This is a genomic window from Lysinibacillus sp. NPDC094403, assembly GCF_050278745.1.
GTDB lineage: Bacteria > Bacillota > Bacilli > Bacillales_A > Planococcaceae > Lysinibacillus.
In genome coordinates this window covers 17,649-42,436 of sequence record NZ_JBNNTL010000017.1, presented here as the reverse complement: position 1 = coordinate 42,436, position 24,788 = coordinate 17,649, and the positions used below count along the sequence as shown (strand labels likewise).

General features: G+C 35.8%; 25 protein-coding genes and 2 pseudogenes. 8 read left to right on the top strand and 19 right to left on the bottom strand.

The annotated features are described in order from the left end of the window. Position 1 precedes the first annotated feature (1 nt). Together ACQKMV_RS19570 and ACQKMV_RS19565 are read right to left on the bottom strand one after the other, a co-directional pair. On the bottom strand, positions 2-1,276 hold the full coding sequence (locus ACQKMV_RS19570) for an SMI1/KNR4 family protein (protein ID WP_427505933.1): 1,275 nt from the start codon (positions 1,274-1,276) through the stop codon (positions 2-4). A 257-nt stretch (positions 1,277-1,533) separates the two neighbouring features. Then, complete coding sequence (locus ACQKMV_RS19565) at positions 1,534-2,364, bottom strand: MerR family transcriptional regulator (RefSeq protein ID WP_427505931.1); 831 nt, start codon at positions 2,362-2,364, stop codon at positions 1,534-1,536. A 159-nt stretch (positions 2,365-2,523) separates the two neighbouring features. On the opposite strand from ACQKMV_RS19565, the gene ACQKMV_RS19560 reads away from it, so the two are divergent. Next, a complete protein-coding gene (locus ACQKMV_RS19560; RefSeq protein WP_427505930.1) occupies positions 2,524-2,991 on the top strand; it encodes an N-acetyltransferase family protein in 468 nt (155 codons plus the stop codon). Beyond that, entirely contained in the window at positions 2,978-4,327 is a 1,350-nt protein-coding gene (locus tag ACQKMV_RS19555; RefSeq protein ID WP_427505929.1) for an MATE family efflux transporter, read from the top strand. Before ACQKMV_RS19560 ends, ACQKMV_RS19555 begins: the two co-directional genes overlap by 14 nt. A gap of 65 nt (positions 4,328-4,392) precedes the next feature. On the opposite strand, the pseudogene ACQKMV_RS19550 reads toward ACQKMV_RS19555, so the two are convergent. The 3 genes and pseudogenes from ACQKMV_RS19550 to ACQKMV_RS19540 form a co-directional block, all read right to left on the bottom strand. After that, positions 4,393-4,515, bottom strand: a pseudogene (locus ACQKMV_RS19550) (excalibur calcium-binding domain-containing protein); the annotation flags it as partial. 419 nt (positions 4,516-4,934) lie between these two features. Further along, the gene (locus ACQKMV_RS19545) at positions 4,935-5,414 is read right to left on the bottom strand and encodes a GNAT family N-acetyltransferase (RefSeq protein ID WP_427505927.1); all 480 of its coding nucleotides are present in this window, start codon (positions 5,412-5,414) and stop codon (positions 4,935-4,937) included. Positions 5,415-5,727: 313 nt separating this feature from the next. Then, positions 5,728-6,771, bottom strand: coding sequence for an AI-2E family transporter (locus tag ACQKMV_RS19540; RefSeq protein ID WP_427505925.1), 1,044 nt, complete (start codon positions 6,769-6,771; stop codon positions 5,728-5,730). A gap of 678 nt (positions 6,772-7,449) precedes the next feature. Between ACQKMV_RS19540 and ACQKMV_RS19535 the strand changes: the two genes are divergently transcribed. Next, positions 7,450-7,674: a hypothetical protein gene (locus ACQKMV_RS19535; protein ID WP_427505924.1), complete on the top strand. Its 225-nt coding sequence runs from the start codon at positions 7,450-7,452 to the stop codon at positions 7,672-7,674. 145 nt (positions 7,675-7,819) lie between these two features. Here the strand turns inward: ACQKMV_RS19535 and ACQKMV_RS19530 are convergent, their stop codons facing one another. After that, positions 7,820-9,220: an amino acid permease gene (locus ACQKMV_RS19530; protein WP_427425173.1), complete on the bottom strand. Its 1,401-nt coding sequence runs from the start codon at positions 9,218-9,220 to the stop codon at positions 7,820-7,822. Between the two features lie 264 nt (positions 9,221-9,484). On the opposite strand from ACQKMV_RS19530, the gene ACQKMV_RS19525 reads away from it, so the two are divergent. Next, positions 9,485-10,237 (top strand): IclR family transcriptional regulator, encoded by a 753-nt coding sequence (locus ACQKMV_RS19525; protein ID WP_427505922.1) that lies wholly within the window; start codon positions 9,485-9,487, stop codon positions 10,235-10,237. 133 nt (positions 10,238-10,370) lie between these two features. Continuing rightward, positions 10,371-11,306, top strand: coding sequence for an aldo/keto reductase (locus ACQKMV_RS19520; protein ID WP_427505921.1), 936 nt, complete (start codon positions 10,371-10,373; stop codon positions 11,304-11,306). A 45-nt stretch (positions 11,307-11,351) separates the two neighbouring features. On the opposite strand, the gene ACQKMV_RS19515 is transcribed toward ACQKMV_RS19520, so the two are convergent. The 7 genes and pseudogenes from ACQKMV_RS19515 to ACQKMV_RS19485 form a co-directional block, all read right to left on the bottom strand. Beyond that, positions 11,352-11,825 carry a flavin reductase family protein gene (locus ACQKMV_RS19515; protein ID WP_427505920.1) on the bottom strand — a complete coding sequence of 158 codons (474 nt, stop codon included), beginning with the start codon at positions 11,823-11,825 and terminating at the stop codon, positions 11,352-11,354. A gap of 127 nt (positions 11,826-11,952) precedes the next feature. Beyond that, positions 11,953-12,094 (bottom strand): annotated as a pseudogene (locus ACQKMV_RS19510) (flavin reductase family protein); the annotation flags it as partial. A gap of 14 nt (positions 12,095-12,108) precedes the next feature. Next, a complete protein-coding gene (locus tag ACQKMV_RS19505; protein WP_427505919.1) occupies positions 12,109-13,047 on the bottom strand; it encodes a ring-cleaving dioxygenase in 939 nt (312 codons plus the stop codon). 83 nt (positions 13,048-13,130) lie between these two features. Continuing rightward, a complete protein-coding gene (locus ACQKMV_RS19500) occupies positions 13,131-13,724 on the bottom strand; it encodes an NADPH-dependent FMN reductase (RefSeq protein WP_427505917.1) in 594 nt (197 codons plus the stop codon). A 232-nt stretch (positions 13,725-13,956) separates the two neighbouring features. Then, positions 13,957-14,190, bottom strand: a complete 234-nt coding sequence (locus ACQKMV_RS19495) for a hypothetical protein (protein WP_427505916.1) — start codon at positions 14,188-14,190, stop codon at positions 13,957-13,959. A gap of 148 nt (positions 14,191-14,338) precedes the next feature. After that, the gene (locus tag ACQKMV_RS19490; protein ID WP_427505915.1) at positions 14,339-14,683 is read right to left on the bottom strand and encodes a YunG family protein; all 345 of its coding nucleotides are present in this window, start codon (positions 14,681-14,683) and stop codon (positions 14,339-14,341) included. A gap of 28 nt (positions 14,684-14,711) precedes the next feature. Beyond that, the gene (locus ACQKMV_RS19485; RefSeq protein ID WP_427505914.1) at positions 14,712-15,236 is read right to left on the bottom strand and encodes a GNAT family N-acetyltransferase; all 525 of its coding nucleotides are present in this window, start codon (positions 15,234-15,236) and stop codon (positions 14,712-14,714) included. Between the two features lie 223 nt (positions 15,237-15,459). On the opposite strand from ACQKMV_RS19485, the gene ACQKMV_RS19480 reads away from it, so the two are divergent. Next, entirely contained in the window at positions 15,460-16,935 is a 1,476-nt protein-coding gene (locus ACQKMV_RS19480) for a serine hydrolase (protein WP_427505992.1), read from the top strand. 66 nt (positions 16,936-17,001) lie between these two features. Here the strand turns inward: ACQKMV_RS19480 and ACQKMV_RS19475 are convergent, their stop codons facing one another. The 3 genes from ACQKMV_RS19475 to ACQKMV_RS19465 all read right to left on the bottom strand — a co-directional run bounded on the left by ACQKMV_RS19475 (position 17,002) and on the right by ACQKMV_RS19465 (position 18,524). Beyond that, positions 17,002-17,565, bottom strand: a complete 564-nt coding sequence (locus ACQKMV_RS19475; protein WP_427505913.1) for a cupin domain-containing protein — start codon at positions 17,563-17,565, stop codon at positions 17,002-17,004. 92 nt (positions 17,566-17,657) lie between these two features. Beyond that, positions 17,658-17,873 carry a helix-turn-helix domain-containing protein gene (locus ACQKMV_RS19470; protein ID WP_427505912.1) on the bottom strand — a complete coding sequence of 72 codons (216 nt, stop codon included), beginning with the start codon at positions 17,871-17,873 and terminating at the stop codon, positions 17,658-17,660. Positions 17,874-17,885: 12 nt separating this feature from the next. Then, the gene (locus ACQKMV_RS19465; RefSeq protein ID WP_427505911.1) at positions 17,886-18,524 is read right to left on the bottom strand and encodes a DUF2975 domain-containing protein; all 639 of its coding nucleotides are present in this window, start codon (positions 18,522-18,524) and stop codon (positions 17,886-17,888) included. Positions 18,525-18,961: 437 nt separating this feature from the next. Here ACQKMV_RS19465 and ACQKMV_RS19460 point away from each other — a divergent pair, with 437 nt between their 5' ends. After that, positions 18,962-19,801, top strand: coding sequence for a YitT family protein (locus tag ACQKMV_RS19460; protein ID WP_427505910.1), 840 nt, complete (start codon positions 18,962-18,964; stop codon positions 19,799-19,801). 513 nt (positions 19,802-20,314) lie between these two features. On the opposite strand, the gene ACQKMV_RS19455 is transcribed toward ACQKMV_RS19460, so the two are convergent. From ACQKMV_RS19455 to ACQKMV_RS19445, 3 genes are all read right to left on the bottom strand, one after another. Beyond that, entirely contained in the window at positions 20,315-21,223 is a 909-nt protein-coding gene (locus ACQKMV_RS19455) for a D-alanine--D-alanine ligase (RefSeq protein WP_427505909.1), read from the bottom strand. A gap of 4 nt (positions 21,224-21,227) precedes the next feature. Then, positions 21,228-22,676 carry a PLP-dependent aminotransferase family protein gene (locus ACQKMV_RS19450; RefSeq protein ID WP_427505908.1) on the bottom strand — a complete coding sequence of 483 codons (1,449 nt, stop codon included), beginning with the start codon at positions 22,674-22,676 and terminating at the stop codon, positions 21,228-21,230. Positions 22,677-22,915: 239 nt separating this feature from the next. Continuing rightward, entirely contained in the window at positions 22,916-23,617 is a 702-nt protein-coding gene (locus ACQKMV_RS19445; protein ID WP_427505907.1) for a class I SAM-dependent methyltransferase, read from the bottom strand. 394 nt (positions 23,618-24,011) lie between these two features. Between ACQKMV_RS19445 and ACQKMV_RS19440 the strand changes: the two genes are divergently transcribed. Next, complete coding sequence (locus ACQKMV_RS19440; protein ID WP_427505906.1) at positions 24,012-24,788, top strand: ABC transporter ATP-binding protein; 777 nt, start codon at positions 24,012-24,014, stop codon at positions 24,786-24,788.

Sequence of the window (24,788 nt, the reverse complement as noted above, 5' to 3'; positions counted from 1 at the left end):
TTTACAATGAATTATCCAAACCTTCGAGAGCTTGGCTAAATAGCTGTTTATTTTTTCTTAGTATTTCATTTTCTTTCCAAAAGGTAAGTAATTGTCGCCATTTCTCCTTATCTATAAGAGTCGTTGGCTTCATTCCATGCTGCATCATTTGACATACTGCGCGAATAGCTGTAAGTCGCTCTACTTCACTGCCGTTCAGCCATTCAAATAGCAACTCTGCACTTGGCTGTAATTCCGATAAAAGTGTGTCCCATCCATCTATAGGAAATGCAACATAATGCTTCATCCACGTTATAATTTTAGGATTATGGAAATGGCGTAGTCGATGTAAAGCTGTATAGGAATCAATTGTCTGTTTCTCGATATCTTGAAGAACAAGAGATAAACCTTCTTCCGCTGGTAGACAATATGCGGTTAAATAATCACGAAGCGAATTAGGTATTTCATCTTCTTCATTCCACAACGTTCTAACCCATTCTCTTGCCTCAATTGCACACACCTGCACTAACACTTCACACCATGCCTTTTTGTCTGCTGCTGACATCGATTGTTCAATTTTATTTCGAAGTGCATGATATACCTTAGTAGAATCAAACTGTGCAAATGCATCTTGAGCTTTAGGATCTTTCACCCCATGCATCGATACATACATTAATAAGGATTCCAAGTTAGACATTGCTTGCTTCAGAGTTAATGTTAAATATTGTTCAAGCCACTTCAGCCATATTTGAGAGCTAGTTAAGCTCAAATCCAACCCGTCCTCACTACAAAACTGTCGATGCTGTCCGCAATCTGCACCTATACAACCTAATGCCGTAACTCGCTCTACATAATCATGAAAACTCCCTGCGAGCTGATCAAATTCATCCTCCTCATGACTCCAATACCAAACAGAGCCATCATCAATCCTAATAAGGAGTGCATCGCCATTGCCTGCCGTATGAAACTGTAAGTAAAGTTGTTCATCTGAATCTTCATCATCACCGCCAAAATAAGGGAAATCTAGTCCTTCCATGCTCCAACCAAAGTCACCAGAAGGTATATCATTCAGTTCAATAGGAAGCAAAGCCTCGTCTGGCAATGACCAATACACCCCCACTTGTTGAGAGCAATGTCGTAATAAATCACGTAACTTAGAAGGAATTCGAACGCCAAGCCGCTCTTCTACTATTATTAGCTCTTGCTCTGTAGCTACAGGCTTTATCTCAAGCGGATGTACCCAGGCCCCTTGCTGTTCTAGCTGTTTTAATAAATGATGCCAACGTTCAATCCACATCTTATTCCTCCCCCACGTTAAGAAAGATACTTTTATTTAAGTTTGCACCAAGTATTACTAATATTTATAGACTCCCTACTATATCGTCAGGAAATCATTCACTTATTAGGATTAGACTTCAATTTGCTTTAAAACACTAGGATTTCACTTCCATTAAAGCTCCATACATATGCTAAATTGCTTACCTTTACTAGTTCTTTTCTAATTGTTTAGAGTGACTCTTTCTAATAGTAAGTTGTTGATAAGCAAAAACCTTATCAACAACCTTTTTTAATTTCCACCATAATTTTCGTTACATATTCCTCCTCACGATTTTTAATAACGGCATCATAAATATATTCATCATATACGTACTTCCCTAGTTCAAAACCTTTTTCTCGCATAACCTTAAATAATCGCTCGTAAGTTTCACCAAGTGTAGTAGACGTTCCTACATGGTATCCAACAATAAACTCTCCTTCAATCGCCTCGAAATAAGGATGGCCTTCTCGTGGATGAGGTTGCTCTATATACAAGTAACTATAATTATCATAGTTTCCGGCTAATACTTGCTCTCTTCTTGTAATCCCTCCAATAGGATAACCTGTGTCTAACTGAGAGCGATCTAATTCATCTATAAAGTCTGATACAGCCTTCGTAAACTGTTCTTCCGTCGAATCCTCGATATTTTTACTTAAATACAATGTTGCCTCTGGCAGTTGCTCTATCGTAATACTATCAAAATCAAGGTGTAAGGCTTCCTCTGTTAAATCGATTTTCACATCAATAATACTTTCAATCATCTCTAGTTCCCGACGTTTTTTCGCTACAATTTCCTTTTGCTGATGCATTAATTCTAAGAAATTTTCAGGTGATTTTTCTGCCATGTATTTTTGAATATCCTTTAAAGACATGCCAACCGCCTTTAATAGCTCTATCACACTGAAAAATTCATATTGCGCAATGGAATAATAACGATAATCTTTACTATCCTTCATAATCGGTGATAATAAACCGATTTGATCGTAGTAAATTAGTGTTTGTTTATTAACTTTACAAATTTTCGCGAATTCACCAGTTGTAAAATATTTTACATTTTTATTAAACATTTTTAAGTTTCCCTCCTTGACTATATAGTTACTATATACATTAAATTGTAGCTATTCACAACCAATTATGCCACGGCAAAATTGCGTCCAGAATCGTCTATTTCAGCGGATTTCTGGACATCTACTGAAAGAAATTAAAAACAGAAAGGTTTTGACATTATGTTCACGGAAATTCGTGACATTACAGCTTTAAACAAAAAGGAAATTTTATCATTACGCATTGCAGATAATCAGCAGGATTTTATTGAGAGTACCGTGCAATGTTTGGCAGAGGCAGAAACTGATACACGTTTTATTCCAGTCGGATTGTATAGAGAGGACGTTGCAGTTGGCTTCGCTATGTATGGTGCGTTCCCATATAAGAACAATACGCAGCGTATTTGGTTAGATCGCTACTTCATTGATGAACGCTATCAGCATCAAGGATTGGGAAAATACTTTTTACAACAACTTATTAAATATTTAGTAGCTAATTTCAGCTGCCAAAAAATATATTTAAGCGTTTATGACAACAATATAGTAGCCATTCAGCTATATGAAAAATTTGGGTTCGTTTTTAATGGTGAACTCGATGAAAACGGTGAAAAGGTAATGCTATTGGAGGTACATGCTCATGACAACCATTAATCCTATTGAGACCAGGCCACTAAAGCCATTATTTTTATCATACTTATTCCCAGCGATGATTGGCATGTTGTTGATGTCAGTAAATATTTTAGTGGATGGTATTTTCGTTAGTCACGGAGTTGGACCAACCGCTCTAGCAGGAGTAAATATCGCCGTACCAATTTTCTCTATATTACTATCCATTTCCCTTTGGATTGGTATGGGTGGAGCTACGCTATTTTCAATCTCACTCGGTGAAGGCAATAAGAAACAAGCACACCAGCTCTTTACATTAGCATTTACAACCATGGTCGTTGTGGTTATGGCAATCGTCCTATTACTTTTATTAAATTTAAAGGAAGTTTCCTATATATTCGGGGCAAGTGATGCTACCTATCCTTATGTCCAAGAGTACCTACATGTTATTTTAGTATTCGGTGTTTTTTATACGATTGAAAACCTATTAAGCATTTTTATTCGCAATGATGGTAATCCAAAACTCGCCATGATGGGCTTAATTACTACATCTGTTTTAAACATTATATTAAACTATATCTTTATTTTCGTGCTCGATTATGGCGTAACAGGCTGTGCCTTAGCTACATCTCTTTCCACAATTATCGGTATGTCCGTGCTCTGCCTTCATTTCTTCAGAAAGCAATCCGAATTAAAATTTGTACGTAATTTTTTCAGCCTATCTGATTTAAAGAAAATATTTGCTATTGGGCTACCAAGCTTTATCGTTGAAGCCTCTGTCGCCGTAATGGTCATTTTATATAACGTGACATTTTTACATTATTTAGGATCAAATGGAGTTACTGCATACGCCATGATTAACTATATTCATACGGTACTGTTAATGGTATTCCTTGGTATTGGTATGGCTCTACAGCCTCTAGTTAGTTATCACCACGGCGCCAGATTAACAGAGAGATTAACAGCGCTGTTGAAAATCGGTATTGCCACTGCCCTTATTTTAGGTTTAACTACTGCCATCATCGCTATGTTATTCCCATCACAGCTAATAGCACTATTTGGTGATAGCACGCTTGAAATTCGCAACATGGCGGCACAGGGCTTTGCACACTTTGCAATTGGCTATGTATTCCTTGGTATGAATATGGTGTTTGCAGAATTCTTCCAATCGATTGAAAAAATCCGACTTGCAACTACCATTATGTTATTACGGAGCATTATACTATTTATCCCTGCTCTAATATTATTGCCTAAATTACTTGGCTCACAAGCTATTTGGTGGACATTCCCTGTCGCAGAAGGCATTACCGCATTGCTAATTTTTATATTTATGAAGAACAAACCACATGCAATTTTCTCAGAAGCAAATTCCTTAAAATAAAGCACATATAAATAAGTTAAACCCCCTTCGATACAATAATCGAAAGGGGTTTGGCTGTTTAATTTCTATTTTTCACAAGCCCAACCATCTTTATCTCTGTCAAGCTTATCTTGATAGGCAGGATGACCTTTTTTTACACCTTTAGGGTATTTTTTATTTAATTCTTTACAGTTTTTAAATACCTCTTTCGCTTGTACATCCGCATTGAATGGTGTGAACCCAAATACTAATGTTGCTGTTAATAAAGTTAAAAGTAGCTTTTTCACTATAACACCTCCTTATGGGTAATATTACATAATTTAGGATTACGAAACAATACTAAAATAAAATGAAGACATATTCAAAAGGGGCCTTGAATTGGCCCCTTTTCCCTTTAATATTATTCATATCAATTATGCCTCGGCATAATTGCGTCCGGAATCGGCTTTGTGCTTAGGCCTGCGTGAGGGCCGACACGATGTCGGTCATTTCGGTAATGCCACAGGACGTGGCGCTTTTACCGATGCAGGTCATTTAGCCGTTATCGCATGGATGCGATGATTTTAGACTAACATCCTATGTGAACTCCTTACCGATTCCGTGACATCCGCCGGAGCATTAACTTCTTTCAGCGGGTGTTTGGACACCCGCTGAAAGAAGTTAAATATTTGATGACAGCCATCTCTTTACCAAAGCGATCTCCATAATCTTTAAATCCTAAACTTGAGTATAAATTATGTGCGCCTTTATTTTCTGGGTGGTAACCTACTATAATTTTTTGCGCGTATGGCAATTTAGCTATTTCTGAAATCATTAACTTAGTAGCTGCTTTCCCTATACCTTTATCTTGAAAATGCTTATCTATCATAATTCGATAAATCCAATAGCCATCAAGCTCTTCTTTTACAGAATTAAACATTAAAAAACCTACTACTTTTTCTTCAAAATAAATAGCGTATGGTTTTAATGTTGGCTCAAACTTTGATTGTGCTATTGAAATAGCGTTTGGTTCAATATAATTTCTTTGTTCATTTGAAATTTTTAATTGACAACACTCATACCAATTCTCTGCATTCACTTCTACAATCTTCACAGAACCTATACTCATACCGTTTTTCCCCTTCCGAATTTAGGAGAAACGCTTTACATCTTTGTTAATTAGGCGTTATCCCCCAGTTTTTAATGATAAAAACAGATTTATTTGTCATAATGACCGCCCCCTTTAACAAAGATTTATTTTTATATCATATCACAATTTTCCATTTATTATTAAATTCCCTCTAATTTACCCATAAAAAAACATAGTCGTTCCCCAAGATACATCCAAACCATGGGCCTAGAAAAGTCCCAAACCGCCTAAGGAAAAAACAAAAAGGAACCAAACACACTTGATTCCTTTTCGAACGAAAACTTTATTCAAATTATTTGTCCTCTTGTATTTCCATTGCCTGTTGCTGTACATCCTCTGAGGATGTAACTCCCAAAATATCGAGAAGGAACATGAATAATGGAATACCAATAATTAATCCCCATACACCAAAGAAATGCTCTGAGAAGAGAATGACGATGAATGTATAGAAAATTGGAAGATTCGTCTTGGCAGACATTAGCTTTGGATTTAAGAAGTATGCCTCCATAGCATGTAGTACCATAACAATAACCAAGATATAGACAATGTACATTAAACCGCCTATGCTATATGCAATTATACTTAGAGGAATCAAGGACATGATGACTCCTGCAACTGGCACTAATCCTAGTATAAAGAGCATAATCCCTAGTGCAATTAAATGTGGGAAGCCCATAATGTATAAAGCAATAACAGATAAAACACAGTTGACAGTGGCAATAATGAACTGCGCTTCAATAACTTTACCGAAAGAACGAATGAATATCTTTGAGAAATAATGTAGTTCATCGTAGAGATGGCTCATTTTGCTATCTTTAAATTTTGCTGTAAATTCAGTAATACGTTTCTTCTCAAGTAAAATAAACAAACTCAAAATTAGTGAGATGAATACATGTAAAATGATTTTACCAATATTCGTAAGATTCTTTAGCGTGAGGTCTACACCCTGCTCTAAATATTTGCCCAGTTCAATCTTCTCAAAGGTCGGAGCTAAATACCTTGTAATCTCGTTATCATTTGGATTGAGACTAAAGCTTGCAATAAGATCAAAGAGCTGTGTAACTTGTTGGGTCACCACAGGCAAATACTTGTAGATAACAGCAACAATACCTGCAAGAAGTAAAAGATAGAGGGTAACTGTCACAGCTTTCTCATTTACCCGTACGTACTTTCTAACCTCTTTTGTTGCCTTCGTGGTAAGCTGATTCATCAAGTAAGTAATAATAAACGTGAGAAGAATAAGATTGATCATACTTCGCATCAAATATATTGCAATAGCGATCCCGACTAGAATTATAAAACGTTTAAATCCATTACTACGAAAGAAATTACTCATGTATTCACTCCTTCTACAAAACGGCTTCGCTGCCTTTACTGCCTGGGTTTCGCTATCAAATGAACATAAGCAATTAATAAATTGATGTAAAACATTACGTATCATTCTTATGTAAATCCACCCCTTTATTGGATTATTATTTCCATAATCACTTAGAAAAAGACTTAAATGCATGTTGCTTTATAAGTCCCATAAGAAATTAATGAATCCAAGGAGTGAAAAGAATTGTATGCCTTATCAAATTTAGAAATTAATGACAATACTTTTGTACTTTAGTGAAAGCCGTATCAGCGTTATAAGCCTTAATCCTATTATTCTATTATAACCTTTTGAACACCATCATATCCAATGTAAGTTCTTTTATAATGGCATAATAATTAAATCTTCACTAAAACATCACATTCCATTCCTGGAGACGCTTTCCAAGAGATCCAGCCTCCATCCGTTCCATATGCTTTTATTCAAACAATACTTTTTTATCAATTACAAATTTTAGTAGTGAACCTTAATTTTAGTATGATTTTCTTATTAAAATTTTAAACTAAAAATAATAGAAAAGACGGAATATCTCAAAGTTCCAAGAATCCTTAAGGACATTCAAAACCAGTTGCTCTATATGTGCATCAAATGAAAGTAATAGGACTATAGAGATGGTTAACATTATCTGGACAAATAGGAATGGAGAAAGACGGGAATATACATGGAGAGCCATTAGCTCAAATGAGGTTAGCATTAAAAAACATCCTGAAGAATCTAGAAAGTGTATTTGGAACTTCAAGATTTAACGAAGATAGTCTTTTTTGGGTTGAGGAAATAAATACTGCACAAAGAAAGCAAATAATAAACGCCTTTTTTGGCGATCACCTTCCATGTGTGAGATTTATTCCTGAGCATGTAAGGTAATTTAATCTTATAATATGTTGAGATTTACAAGAATGTGCGTCCAGATCTGTATAAAATTTACTCATAAAAACACCCCGCAAAAGTTAGATTTTGTGACTAACCTTTACGGGGCAGCTCATTAGAGCTAAAGAGGTGTTTATCTCATTTATAGATTTTCATCTTTAGAGCTTATTTTAGCATGTTTATATCCATAGCCTATATAAATAACTAAGCCTATCGCCAACCAAATCAAAAAGCGCACTATAGTAAATAGCGGCAGACTAAAAATTAATACAATACATCCTCCAATACCTACAGTTGCTACAAGCCATAACGCAGGTACTTTGAATACACGTGGTTGATCTGGTCGTGTATAGCGAAGAACAACAACACTAACTGTTGTTAAAGCAAAAGCAGTTAAACCGCCGATGTTAGCAAATTCCGCTAATTCTCCGATTGATAAAAATCCTGATAAGAGAATACCTGTTCCAACCACGATTAAAGTTGATAATACAGGTACTCCTGTTTTTTTATTAGTTTGTGCAATACGTTCTGGTAGAAGTCCATCACGGCTCATTGCAAACAGCACGCGTGTCGCACTTGTTGTATTTGCAATCATCGTAGCAAGCAATCCAAAAATAACTGATACTGCGATGATAGCACCTCCCCATTGAATACCAACAGATTGTAGTGCATATACAGTAGGATTTGGAACATCCAACTCAGGGGATGGTACAATACCTGTTAATACTAGGGCAACAAGTGCATAAATAAGCGTTAATACACTTAGACCACCAATTAAAGCTTTTGGTATTGTTTTTTGTGGATTTTTTACTTCTTCCAGAACAGTTGTTACACCATCAAATCCAGTAAAGGCAAAGAACACTAATGCCGCTCCCGCCATTACACCTGACCAGCCAAACGGTGTAAATGGTGTCCAGTTTATAGGGTTAACGTGAAAAGCCCCAATAGCAAGGAATAAGATAATCGCGCCAACCTTTGCAGCTGTAAATAACATATTTGATCGACCCACATTTTTAATTCCGCTCAGTGCAATCCAAGCTACAATAAGCCAACCAGCCACAGCAGGTAGATTTACAATCCCACCATGGGCAATATCTTTTGTTAAAACTCCTGGCAAATGTATTCCGACAGATTGTAAAAATGAATCGACGTAGCCACTCCAACCAACTGCAACTGTACTAGAAATAACGATGAATTCCAATAATAAGTCCCAACCAATTATCCAGGCAATAATTTCACCTAACGCAATATAAGAATAGGTGTAAGCACTCCCTGCGACGGGTGCCATCGCTGCGAATTCGACATAGGCTAGTCCAACTGCAATTGTAACAAGTCCCCCGATTAAGAAAGAAACAACGACACCAGGACCTGCATGTAGAGCAGCTGTAGTTCCTGGCAGTACAAAAATTCCAGCTCCTATTGTAGCTCCTAGTACATATAGCAATAATTGCAACGCTCCTAGTTCACGCTTTAGTTTAAAACGTTCGACTTCAGTTATTTTATTGGCCTGCTCGATTGACTTCGTTCGTAAAAAATTCGCCATAATAACCACTCCATTTCCAATAAAAGAATAAAATTCATTTTTATACACCTTTATTAATAATCAGTATATTATCTATTTTCTCAAATTGAGTCAACAATTAGATTAATATAACAATTTATCTTTTACTAAAACGAGTTAATTGATGCATTCTTTTATGTAAAACTTTTGCAATACTTTTTTACAATGAAAACGATCCATCCTAGTAAATCAATATTAAAGGTGATATTGTACAAGCTATAAATCTAGAAGTTAGGAGCGGACAAAATGGATTCCTATGAAGTATCGACATTAAAAAAGGGCCTTTTGATTTTGGATGTATTACGTCAAAAGCATTCTCTTACACTAACTGAAATTATGGAAAAATTATCAATGAATAAGACATCCGTTTTTCGCATGCTTTATACGCTAGAAAAAATGAATTATGTTATCAAATACAATAAGTATTATCAATTAAATCCTCATATTTTTAGGGATGAGCACTTATATTGGCACAAAGATATTCAATGGGCGTCTCTCGTAGCGCCCTATAAATTAGCCCGCCAAGAAGAAATAACTACTTATATTGGTATTTTGGAAGATTGTGAGATGGTGATAAAAAATGTGATTAGGGAGCCTTTTGAGCAACCTGCTTTTCATGCACTCGATACTCGAACACCTATGCATTCAAGCGCTCTCGGCAAAGTAGTATTAGCTCATCTGTTACCCAAAAAACAACGAGAAATATTAAATAGTATTGAACTTAATACATTCACAACAAAAACCTTCTATGATTATAGTCTATTGATTCCTCATTTACAGGTCATTAAAGCACAAGGTTATGCTGTAGATAATGAAGAAACGAATGAAGGTAAATGTTGTATTGCAGTTCCGATTTATGTGAATGAAGAAGTCATCGGTGCAATTGCTTTGCACGGTTCGACGAATCAAATTAAAAAAACTGCCATTCGGTCATTTGCAAAAAAGTTAGGAGAAGCGAGCCAGCAATTGACGGAAGAAATTCATTATCTTTTATCATAATATTAAAATCTTAGGAAATTTTCCTTACGCAATTAAAATGCATTTGTTTCTATATATGAAACTATAAATATGTATGTTGGTAAAATATTTTTTTTACTCTATTCTGATTACAGAAAAACGAGGAGGTAGAAATATGAAATTTCATACATTAAAAAAAACAAATATTAAGATTTCCGAAATTGGTCTTGGGACGAATGCTGTAGGTGGGCATAATTTATTTGAAAACTTAAATGAACAAGATGGGAAGGAGCTAGTCTCAGCTGCACTTGACTTAGGGATAACTTTTATTGATACAGCAGACATTTATGGAAAAGGACGTTCAGAAGAACTTGTTGGCGAAGTATTAAAAAAATACCCAAGGGAAGATTTCGTTTTAGCAACAAAGGGAGGTAGACATTGGTTTGAGGATGGTTCAGTAAAAACAGATAATCATCCGCAATACTTACGAAGTGCACTTGAAAATAGCTTAAATCGACTACAGATGGACTATGTTGATCTATACTATTTACACTTCCCAGATAACGAGACTCCTCTTGCAGAGGCGATTGGTGAATTGTCACGCTTAAAGGAAGAAGGAAAGATCCGAGCAATAGGCATTTCAAACGTAACATTAGATCAACTTATCGAGGCAAATGTGCATAATGATATTTCTGTCCTACAATCTCCATACAATATGTTAAATCGTTCAGGAGAACAGGATTTATTGCCATACTGTATAAAAAACGAAATTTCATTTATTCCATACGGCCCACTTGCATTTGGCTTACTTGGTGGAAAGTATACAAAAGACTTTAAGCTTGGTACTGGAGACTGGCGAATATCGGATCCTTTATTCCAAGGCGAATTATTTGAACAAACATTAGTAAAAGTAGATGCATTAAAGGAAATTGCAGAGGCAAAGCAAACGACATTACCGAATCTAGCGCTTGCTTGGTTATTAGCTCAAGATGGCGTTGATGCAGTTATCCCAGGCGGGAAACATAAAAACCAAGTGGCTACCAATGTGAAAGCAACTGATATCCTATTAACAAAAGAAGATTTAGTGAATATAGAAAGAATTTTAAAATAAAGTAAAAATGCGAAAATGCTGTTATATCAACATTTTCGCATTTTTTTATTCAGGACGTTCTAGTTCAAATATATCACCAATTTTTGCGTAATTTGAGCCAGCTAGTCTGCTAACTGCTTTTAGTTTTCTTGGATCAATTCGCCCTTCATTATAAATGGTCTCATCTATATGATATTGTACGACTTCACCAATAAACAAATCACCTGTCTGTTCGTCACCATTCATTAAAGGAATTGCCTGTACTAAACGGCATTCCATTCGAACCTTTGCCTCTTGAATACCTGGTACAGATATATGTTGACTATCGATTAATGTAAACTGTGCTCTATCAATTTCACTTTCAGTTACAAGTAAGGTAGCGGCTGTTTCATTCACCTGCTTAACATTATCCTCATCTACAATATGCACAACAAATTGTTGCTGATGATGGATATGGCGAGCGGTATCTTTTAAGCGCCCCTGTGGTCTTTGAACCGCTAGAGAAATCATCGGTGGATTTGATGACACAATGATAATCAATTATGCCTCGGCATAATTGCGTCCAGAATCGGCTTTGTGCTTGCACAAAGCACTCCTTCCCGATTCTGTGACATCCGCCGGAGGCTTTAACTTATTTCAGCGGATGTTTAAACATCTGCTGAAATAAGTTAGAAACTAAAAGGTGCGCCATTGATGACCCCTTGCTCTGACTTCGTCGTAACAAAGGCAATAGGTCTTGGAATAATACTGCCAATCAATAACTTATAATTCTCGCGTTCTGTATTTTTCTTAGGATCAATTGAAATCAAACGTCCCATCTCCTTTAATCAAGCGCACGCACTTTGATTGGAATTAATGTTCTTTCCAATTGTTCTCGTTGCTGTTCGTATTGAGATGGTAACATTAATTGGCTACCCATTGTCTCAGGTGACTCATCATGAGCGAATCCAGGTGGATCTGTTGCAATTTCAAATAATATCTCACCAGGTTCACGGAAATAAATCGCATCAAAATAATTACGATCTTTCACTTCAGTTACATGTTGTCCATGATTCATTACATACTCTTGCCATTCTAGGTGATCCGCATTATCCTGGGCTCTCCAGGCAATATGATGAACTGTTCCGACTCCCATTTGACCACGCATACTAGGAACAACTTTTAAATCTACTGTATTGCCAATATCTGCGCTGGATTTGTAACGAGTATACTCACCTTCCGTTGCCACTTTCTCAAGCCCCATAACTTCAGTTAAGACTTTTGCTGTTTCTTCAGGATGACTTGAATAAAGTGTTGCACCGCCAAACCCTTTAATCGCAACCTCAGGAGTTACTTCACCAAATGTCCATTCATTTAATTCGCCTTCTGCACGCGCAACTAATTCAATATGAAGTCCATGTGGGTCATCAAATTGTATTACTTGTTCACCAAAACGTTCAGCTTTTTGGAATGGAATAGCAAATTTCGTAAGACGATTAATCCAAAATGGTAGCGCTCCCTCTGGTACAACATAAGTAGTTACACCAACTTGACCATCACCAATGCGACCTTGATAAGCATTTGCCCATGGGAAGAATGTAATGATAGTCCCTGGTTTACCACCTTTGTTACCGAAGTAAAGATGATATGTGCCTGGGTCATCGAAGTTTACCGTTTGTTTAACTAAACGTAGACCTAATACACCAGCATAAAAATCAATATTTTCTTGTGGATGCCCTACAATGGCCGTGATATGGTGAATACCCGCAGTATGTTTTTTCATGTAAACAAGCCCCTTTCATGACTAAATGTATTTTCTCTTCTATACTTTACCCAATACCGTTCTACCTCAATCTTTGAAGGTGATTAACGAATTGTATATAAAGCTTTTGACCAAGGAATTAATTGATCTAACATTTGGTTAACTGAATCTGTTTGCACTTCTTTTGGTTTGAAATCAGTACCATTTTCAAAGTCTGTGAATAGTGACAATGCTGGATGTACACGGACATCTGCAATTAAAAGCTCACCCATAATCCCACGTAAGTGTTCAGCTGCACGTGCACCACCTACAGAACCATAAGATACAATACCCGCTGCTTTGTTATTCCATTCTTCACGTAAATAATCTAGTGCATTTTTTAGAGCACCTGTAATAGAGTGATTGTACTCTTGTACGATAAAAACAAATCCATCTTGTTTTGCAATAATTTCTGACCAACCTTGAGCGCCTGAAGCGTCTTGCCCTGGTTCACCTAGTAAAGGTAGTTTGTAATCAGCAATATCAATAATTGTATAATTAGCATCGCCTCGTTGATCTGCGATTTCTTTTACCCATTGTGCTACTTGCGGACTTACACGCCCTTCACGTGTTGATCCGATAATAATTCCTATATTTAATTCTGCCATTGTTTTTTCCTCCTCTTTTTTTGAACTAAAAAATTTATTTAAAAAACCCATTATGATTACCTCCTCATGATGTAAAAACATGGACTAAAAGGTTCGAATTCGTTTATCTCAAATTTAGTTATCTTGAATTCGAGATAATAATAACACGATGGTTTAATTTACGTCAACAAGTTTGTTTAATATTTTAAAAAAGCAGAGATGTTATGGTATCAACATCTCTGCTTCAGCTTGTAAACAAAGGAAAAATATAAAATAACGCGTATCAATAAACAAAGGTTGATTTTCACTCCGAGCTGGCGCTTTCCGCGGGCTTGGCTTCAATCTCCTCGTCACTACGTTCCTGCGGGGCTTTCAGCGCAAGCTCATCCCGCAGGAGTCGCCACTCTCCGTGAAAAATCAACAGTTCCTCATCATTAATATGGGTGGATAAACTGAACCAAAAGAGTATCATAGCTATGATTAAAATACCAAAATTTCCAGTCCGAATTATTATGGGACATGATGGATTGTTTTTCATCCAAGACAACCTTCACCACGGAGGGAAACAAAATGGTTTTGACGTTCCTCACAAAATGCTGAATGTCAGGGTCTCACGATTAAATCACCATATAGGAAGTAACTACAGTTGAGCAATGTTATAACATCAACATTCTGACTTCAATTTCCTAACTTCTTTTTAGATACTCATACACTTGTAATTTTAGATAGCTATATTGGATATCATTTGTATCTTGAAAGGCCTCTTCCCTGTTTGAACGAACATCTTGATATTCGAGGTTGTACGGAAATTGTTCTTGTGTAAAATCCTTCCTGTCCCCATCGAGATTATTATAAAAATGCCAGCCTTCATCAAGCCACGTTTTATAAATTTTTCCTCCAAGAATATCATTTACAACTAATGCCGTGACTCCACATTGTCCTTTAGCAGGGGTATCTATACTCCATTTTGAGCTAGATTGAATTGACCAGGATTTTTTTAAAGCTCTTAATAGATCATTTTCTGTATACATTCCTCAACGCCCTTAACTTGTCTATTTTTCAAAATGGTACGTCATCGATTTTAATAGGCGTTGTTCTACCTAAAATCCAATCATCTTTGATTGCACCATAAACAATACTATCTGTTATAGTACCATCTGCGTTTTCCCAAGCATTTCTTAAATGGCCCTCTTTTACAAAACCTGCTTTCGCAAAACATTTTCTCATACCAATATTATCAACTCTCGTATAACCCTCGATACGAATCTTACCTTTTTCTCCAAACAGGTAATCTTGTAACCAAAGGAGTGTTTTTACTCCGTATCCTTTTCCTCTATAACGTGTACCTAAACGGATATCGAATAATGGGATTGTATCGCTTATGTCATGAATTATAATAATCCCGACCTTTTCTTCATTATCAATTATCCAACGCGTTTCGCAATCGCTGTGATAGTATCCTTCTTCATATGCTTTTAGAACGGAGTCCTCTTTTACATTTTGGTCAGTATGATAAATCCATTTGTTTTGAGTTAATAATTCAACTAAATCGTCAATTTCATCTTCGAATAGTTTATAGTCCAATTCGTATAATCCTCCCGAAAGGTTTGGTTAAGTAGTGTAAAAAGGAAAGTCATCCTATGTAAAATATCCTTATGCTGCTTTTGAAGACAACGTTCTTTCGAATAGTATACACAACAAATATCATATACTATAAAGAAGTGTATATTTTTGTTAATTTTACTTGATGGATTAAAGGTCATGATTATGAAGGAAAAACTTTCGGAAGAAATAGGTGAAAACAACAATGAAAAAAACCCCCATATATAAAACTATATTAGTATGTTTATTATTAATTCCATACTATCTATTTCTACCAGTCTCACAAATCTCCGCATCATCCGCAGGACAAGACATTAAGAGCACAATAGATAATTACGTTGAAAACTATTTGAAAGAGCAGCGAATTCCAGGGGCATCTATTGCTATTGTTCATAAAAATGCTATCTTTTATTCCAAATCTTGGGGCGTAACGGGAGAATCCGAAGAAAAGGTAACTGCTGAAACTCCATTTGTAACCGGCTCTATTAGTAAATCACTAACAGGCTTGGCCATAATGAGATTGGTTGATGCAGGCATTATTCAATTAGATGATCCAGTTCAAAAGTATATGCCATGGTTTACCCTGAAAGATAAACAAGCCGCTTCCCAAATAACGATTAAACATTTACTAACGCAAACAAGTGGGATAAGCACTTATTCTGGCCTATCTATATCGGACAAGGAATCTAATGATTTGAACGCTATAAAGGAAAATGTAGAAAGTTTATCGAATGTTAAACTGACTGCTGCTCCTGGAGAAAAGCATCAGTATAGCAATGCTAACTTTTCTATTCTTGGAGCTCTCATCGAAGAGGTTACCAAACAACCATTTTCTGAATATATGGAGGAACAAGTTTTTTCTCCATTAGGGATGAAAAATGCAGCCGCTAATAGTAGCAAGGCTTATGAAAAAGGATACTTATCTGGCTATCAATCATGGCTTGGTCACCCTGTAAAAAGCGCAGTCACATATGATAACGGAGGAACACCATATGGATACATAACGGCAAGTGCATCCGATATGGTTCAGTACATTAAACTTCTTAGTCAACATGAGCATAATACTTTTTTAAGTAAAAATGCGATGAACCTTTATATATCGCCTTTTGTTCAAACTAGTAAATATCGATATTATGGCCTTGGTGTACGAATCTCCTATCCAGAATCTAAAGAAGAAATGATATGGCATTCTGGTTCAAATCCTGACGCACGCTCAGAAGTATTTTATATACCAGAAACCGATTGGGGCGGTGTGATTCTTACTAACAAAAGTCATATATTAGAGGAAAAGTCACTTCTATACTTGAAACAAGGGATTATCGACATTTTAAATGGAAAAGAGCCTGTTAACGCACCGAAATATACACCTACTTTCCAAATAATAATGATTACTATTTTATGTTTACTTTTTGTGACGTTTATTTACCTTCTAAAAAAGGTTAAAACTAAAAAATTGAAAAAAAGAGGTGTATCGGGTATATTCGGTTTTACACTTTTAATTTTAGGAATTATTTCAATTCCATTAATAAGCTATATTACAGGAACACCTTGGCACACTATTAGATTTTTTGCTCCCGATATTGCATTTTTGACTATAATAATGGTTACTCTTTTAACATTGAATGGCTTATTATCTTTATATATTTCATTTAAACGACGACAAAAAAGACAACTTCTCTAATTAGGAGTTGTCTTTTTTAGTTATGATTGTATTAATGAGCTTAATGCTTCAACCTTTTAAAATCTATTATTGATTGCTCTGACCATATCCCGCTTCCGAAGCTATAGCATCTGCTTTAGTAACATGTACCGTACCAAATGGATGGTTAGGAGGACCATATATCGAATAAAGCTTTAGTGGCATATTCCCTGTATTCGTGACGTTATGCCATGTTCCAGCAGGCACTACTACGGCATAATTCTCATAGACCCTTCTTTCATAGTTTAAATTGTTTTTACTTGGGCCCATTTGAGCATATCCCTCACCCTGTTCAATATATAAAAATTGATCAACATTTGGGTGTACTTCTAAACCGATATTATCACCGACATTAATACTCATTAACGTAACTTGTAAGTTCTTTCCCGTCCACAGAGCAGTACGATACGTATCATTTTGCTTAGTCGCATTTTCAAGATTGATGACAAGCGGCTGGTCTCCATAATCTTTTAATTCAATTCTTCCACCATTAGAAAAATGAGAAGGTTCAGCTCTGTTCGCGTACCCCGTCTGATAAGGAGATGGCCAATAAACTAGCTGATCTCCATAGTTATACATAGGCATGTTTCCGTAATAAGGCATGTAGTACATTTTCTCAATCCCCTCACACATTATAAGGTTATCCTATGCAACTTGTTCAAGAAATGTACTTATACACATTTTAGAAAAAACTAGATAATTTTTTACTCAAAGGTATCTTCAGCATACTCTAAAATATCCCCCGGTTGACATTCCAAGACTTTGCAAATTGCGTTTAACGTGGAAAAACGTACTGCCTTTACCTTTCCCGTTTTTAAATTAGATAAATTGACAATCGAAATATCCACCGCTTCTGCAAGCTCACTTAATTGCATTTTTCTATCAGCTAATACACGATCCAATCTTACTATAATCGTCAATATCTTCACTTCCTATGCTGTTGCATCATACTCTTCTTGTAAAAAAGAGCCATATCTAAATATCCTACCAATTGTCCAAACTATAAAACTACAAAGTAGTATGCTCCAATTTATATCAAAAAATCTAAAAGAAACGGATTGAATCCATTCAATATTGCCTAATTCATTATTGTTTAAAAACATATGTAATACAGTTGAAACTAAGTATGCTTGAACCGTATTACTTAAAAAACTTAAAATTAATAAACTATATGCTACTAACTCTATTCTTTTACTATTTCTAATAGTAAATACATCCCCAACAATTACGGATTTAACAAACTTCCATAATAAAATAACAATTGACATAATAATTAAAGTAAAGATCATCAAGAGTAAAATTAATACGATCGTTTCACTTTTATCATAAACAAAATTACTTATTATATCTTTATTTAACAAAATAGTTATACCATTAAATTTAAAAGAAATATCAATGTTAGAATCTAAAACTAGTTTACTAAACTTCTCACCAGAGACTGTTAAAGCTACAACTAATAAACCAAAGAGTAATAAGATACATGATGATATGATTACTATAGTAGTTATTAATAATACATTTAATATTCTCAAACTCATTTTAATATTACGAATTGCTAACGATTGATCCATAACTGCTTCTAACACCCCTTATTATTTGTTCTTTATATACATTCCTTCCCCAATTACTGTTGGATATCTTATTACGCACCCCCGTTTTAAAGATTACTTTTTCAATAACTAACTTCAACTTTAAGTTCGGATATAGTATATATTATAAATGGATATTTTAAATATGGCTGTATAAAAAGCACCTCGGAGATAAACAGTATGAATGAGGTAATCCTCAAGCGATCACCAAGCACCTTAAAGCTTTTAGGTGATTTCAGTTGATTCTGCATAACTGTTTAATAGCAGCTTCATGAACTATTTCTTTCATTCGACCTTTTTCCTGATAAAGGACATACTAACAATTATAGATTTATCATAAATGAACATTCCAAAAAGTATATAAAATGCCTAGAACTTGATATAGTATGTACTTAGGAAAAAATTTTGGTGGTGTATATATGAAGAAGTTTATTATGGATTTTTTAATGATTGCGATTGGGGCGTTGCTTTTTGCACTCGCTGTCAACTTATTTGTTATACCTAATGATTTAGGTGAAGGCGGCGTAACAGGTTTAACAATCATCGCCTATTATTTGTTTGGATGGTCGCCAAGTATTGTTAGCTTCTTGCTAAATGCAGTTTTATTAGTAGTTGGCTATAGATTTTTAAGTAGGCAAACGACTATTTATACGATTATTGCTGTATCCCTCAATTCACTGTTTTTACATTTAACAGAATCGTGGTCGATTTCTTCAAATGAAATTATTGTGAATGCTATTTTTGGCGGGGTGTTTGCTGGAGTTGGTATCGGCTTAATTATAAGAGTTGGTGGAACAACAGCAGGTTCAACAATCTTAGCTAGAATGACGAACAAATATTTAGGCTGGAGTATTAGTTACGGTTTATTGTTTTTTGATTTAATTGTTGCTTTTTCATCTTATTTTATTATCGGAGCAGAAGCATTAATGCTTACTGTGATTATGCTTTATGTTGGAACAAAGGTGATGGAGTTTGTTATTGAAGGTGTAAACCCGAAAAAGGCAATTACGATTATTTCGAAAAAGCCAGAAGAGATTGCCAGTCATGTAAATGGTTATATGAATCGAGGCGTAACGGTCCTATCTGGCCACGGCTATTATACGAAGGAGCAAAAAGAAATTTTATATATCGTCATTAGTAAACAGGAAGTAGTAAAGCTAAAGAAAATCGTAAAAGAAATAGACACAGATGCTTTTATTGCTATTCATGATGTACGAGATGTCTTTGGACATGGATTTATTGAATTGTCTAAGGCTTAATTAGACAACTGAGAAAACACCTTTTGTTGAAAGCGGGTTTAATCCCATATCAACATAAAGGTGTTTTTTTATTGAATTTTTAGCTACTCATACTTATCCGCTTTGGATTATCACCATAACGTAGGGTTGATTTCCGTTCCGACTGGGCGCTTTGTAGCTGTCGCTTTGCTTTCGCTACAGAAAACATTTGTTGCTGCCGCTTCGCTTTCGCACAGATAAAACATTTGCCGCTGACGCTTCGCTTTCGCGCAGAGCAGAGCTTCCTGGGGGCGTCCGATGAGCCGCTTCGCTTCGCTGCAGGGTCTCGGGCCAACAGATGTTTTTTGCGCGAAAGCGTAGTGCTAACGTAGCGGCAGCAGCACCGATGTTGGTCACGAAGGCGTTATCACAGGACGTGATGGTTTTAGCCTTTGTTCCTCTACCGCTGATCACCAAGGAGTCGCCCTGCCTTCACTCAACTTATATATAGTATACGTTTTACAAATGCATCTAAAAATTTCAGCGATGGAGCCTTTATTCCTCAGCCTGTAAGGAAATCTCAATAATCTTATCTAAAAGCTGAGTATAAGTAATTCCTGCTGAGAGTGCGCTTTTTGGAAGTAAGCTGTTTTTTGTCATCCCTGGCAATGTGTTAACCTCCATAACATATGGTATTCCATCCTTGATAATCATATCGATTCTGGCATAAACACTACATTTTAATGCGCTATAGCAGGCTTTTGCGGCTTCTGCAACTCGTTCATGTATGGCAGGTGGAAGTTCTACAATCTCCTCTATCGTAGCGGCATCCTCATATTTCGCCTTATAGTCAAAGAACTGTGCTGTATGGCGAATCGAAATAATTGGTAATAGTTCCCCGTCCAAAATAGAACATGTTATTTCCTCGCCCTTTATATATTTCTCAATAATGATTTCAGAATCCCATTTGAATACTTCTGCAACCGATGTTAGTAAGGCATCCTTATCGTATACTATTTTTACCCCTACACTGGAGCCACCTGAATTTGGCTTTACTACTAACGGATAGCCCATTTTGTATAATTCATCGAACTGAAGCTCCTCGCTATTCGAAAGATGGAGCCAATCCGGTGTTTCAATGCCTTCATAACGTAGAATTTTTTTCGACATATTTTTATCCATACAAATACTACTTGAAAGTATACCACTACCTGTATATGGAACACCCATAGTCTCTAGTACACCTTGAATCGTACCATCCTCTCCAAACTTGCCATGTAGTGCTAATAAAGCAATATCGATATTTCTTACCTTTTCAATAAGATCTGCCGTGTTATTTTCATTTAGTTTAATAGCAACCGCTTCGAATTTACTCTTATCTAAATGAGCAATCATCTCTTCCCCAGTCATGATAGAAACCTGCTTTTCAGAGGAAACGCCCCCCATAATAACGCCGACTTTCATATGTTCAACTCCCCATTTCATTTTTCAAGGTTTCACCAATAATCTTAATACCACGTACAATATCCTCTTCTTTTAGTCGAGAAAACCCTAATCGGAATGTGTTACTACCTTGGCCATTACTGTAAAAAACGTCACCAGGATAAAAGACGACTCCCTTTTGATAGCACTTTTTCAATAGTGTACGAGCATTCATTTCCTCTTCTAGCTCAATAAAGAGATGAAGTCCACCATCCCCTGTCATTCTTTTATAAGGAATGTATTGATTGCAGGCTTGACGGGCTAGTTCATATTTTTTCTTATATACGGACTTAGCCTTTTTTAAATATTTTTCAAAATAACCATCCTGTAAATATTGATAAAGTACTGCCTGATCTAGTGTCGATGTATGAATAGTCCGTGCTCTTTTCATACTTTCCAGACAGTGAATGAGTTCCTTATCCGCTAATATCCATCCAACACGTAAGCCCGGAAAAAGAATTTTGGAAAAACTACTAATATAGATAACATTATTGCCCTCACCGATAAAAGTCATCAGCGGTGCTAAATGTGAGCCTGAATAGCGTAATTCCTCATTAAAACCATCTTCCACAATTGGAATTTGATATTGTGAAAAAAGCCTAATAATTTCAGCTCTTTTTTCAGAGGATGTAACAATACCTGTCGGATTATGATAGGACGGGATTAAGTAGGCAAAATCAAATTCCTTTTCCGATAAGCTTTTCTCAACTTGTTCAATATCGATACCGTCATCTTTCATATCAATTCCGTGAATATCAAACCCGTGTAGGCGAAAAAGCTTTAATGCTGCATGATGAGTAGGATTTTCACAAATAACACGTCCAGATTTTTTTGCTAAGGAAGATAATAAAATATCCAGTCCCTCGGTAAAGCCATTCGTAATCAAAATATCCTTATTTGATATATCTACACCTTTCACTTCCATATAGTGAAGAAGGTACTCGATTAAAGGTTTATAGCCCTTTGCGTATCCGTAATTCAACACGACATCTCCTTCAAGGGACATCCGCGTCAAAAAGGCTCTTTTAAAATTTTCAACATCAAAAAGCTTTTCTTCGGGGGCAACACTATTGAAGGAAATCATCCCTTTTTCCCAATGGATATCTTGCTTCATTAAATCGAATTCATCAGCTAACAAGGTAACGTTATTAAGCCTCTCCTTCCAATTAAATTCGATAGATGAAGCTTTCAACGTTTCGACTTTCCCTACAAAATTCCCTTTTCCTTTCACTGCATAAATAATGCCCTCTTGCTCTAAATCTGCATATGCATTCAGTACCGTATTTCTACTGATCGATAATAATTTACTAAGTTCACGGGTAGATGGAAGCTTCTGATGCTCCAGCAAGTGCCCCTTCATAATCATTTCTTTTAAATAGTCTTTTAATTGACTATAAACTGGACGATTACCTATAAGCTTAAAATCATTAAACACTTCCTGGCCCCCTTGCTTTATTTTTGCATAACTTTATCTCACTCAAAAGGTCCACCGTATAGGGTTTTTCCCTTCTTAGTGGTATGGTCTGGCTCGCAAAAAATGCAATCCTTCAAAATGAAGAATTGCACCTATTATAGGCTAATTATAATTGAGGATAAAAATACATTTTGAAGTCCTTTCTATCAGCCCGTTTTTTAAGCGTATATATTCCCGAGAATAATTGAACGGACCTAGCCTCATTGATTCTTTTTAAATAAACCTACTAAAAATCCTTCTAAACCAAAATATTGATCTTCATCAGATATGGCTTTCATATTCCGTATTTCAATTTCTTCTAATGATTGAAATATTTCTTTTAATTGATTTTTGGTATACCCTAAGCCGCCTTCTAAGCTACGTTTTATATATACTTCTTCATCTGAGATGGCTGAACCACCATATGCACCATGTTCCTCGAATGAGCATAAAGCGAAGTAACCCTTAGGCTTTAATAATTTATGAATCAATTCAATATACGTCACACGACGATGAGGTGCTATATGATGAAAACAACCTGAATCATAAATAAAATCAAAGCTCTCTTCTTGTAGATTCAGTTCAAAAATATTAGCACAAATGAAATCTACATTTACGTCTGCTTCATTAACCCTTTTTTGCGCCCATTGCAATGCATTATCCGATAAGTCGACACCAACAACTGAACAGCCTTGTTTTGCTAGGTAAATGGCATTTCGTCCTGCGCCACAACCTAACTCTAATACTCTATTTGGATGAATCATCCTTTTTTCAAAATAGCTTACTAGATTTTCATCAGGTTTATTAACAAAAAAAGGTACCTTTTTAAATGTTTGATCATAAAATCCATCCCAAAAACCCTGTGGTTCACGTAATAAATTATCTAATACTCCTAGCAATTGTTCATTTGATTTGATCAACATTTTACGCCTCCCGTTTGCAGCTATCTTATTTAAAAAACCAAAATATTCTTTCTCTTTATTATAAAGTAAACTTAGGGAAGACTGGAAATAAATAGATAACATTTCGTGAGAGGGATATTTCTACATTTTTAAATGTTATATTATATTTATGGATATTTTATCTAAATCAATTACACTAAACATAAGATAAAGTAAAACTTTAATCAGAGGGGGTTTTCTTCATCCTCCACCGATTATTACTCTTTATCAATCGGGCTTTTACGGGCAGTTAATCTCTTACATACCTTCTTTACATTCGGTAAATTTTGAAGGGGAGTCTTGTACCTTTTGCTTCACTCTCGGTACAGATAAATTGCCGCCCGTTCAAGCGGGAACAACAGAAAGGAGTTGCAACATGGAAGAAATCTTGACGATTACGAATTTGACAAAGAATTATGGTAGCAAGGAAATATTAAAAGGGATCGACTTGCACGTCTCAAGAGGAGAAATAATTGGTTATATCGGTCCTAACGGTGCTGGTAAAAGTACAACTGTCAAAATTATTTTAGGGCTTGAGGGCGATTACGCTGGAGAAATTAAGCTGTTCGGAGAGAATATCGGAAAAGACAGCATTGAATATAAACGAAGAATTGGCTATGTACCTGAAATAGCAGATGTTTATGATAATTTAACGGGTTATGAGTATTTAACCTTCATCGGCCAGCTTTATGGCCTTGAATTAGAGGTCGCTGCTGATAAATCAAAATCCTTAATGGAATTGTTCGGTGTTGGAGAAGCGTATCATTCAAGAATATCTTCTTACTCAAAAGGGATGAAGCAAAAGCTACTAATTGTCGCTAGCCTTATACATAATCCCGATTTGTTATTTTTAGATGAACCTATAAATGGATTAGATGCAAATAGTGTGATGATTTTTAAAGAAATTTTGACTCAGCTGGCTGCCCAAGGAAAAACGATATTTTATTCCTCTCATATCATGGATGTTGTCGAAAAAATCAGTAGTCGCATCATCCTGCTGAATGGTGGGAAAATTGCTGCAGATGGGACATTTACCCAGCTTCAGGCAGACAATACTGAAGGGACTCTGGAAAAGATTTTCAACCAATTGACAGGCTTCCATGATCATCAGGAAATTGGTGAGAAATTTGTTTCTATTGTACAAGAGGTATAA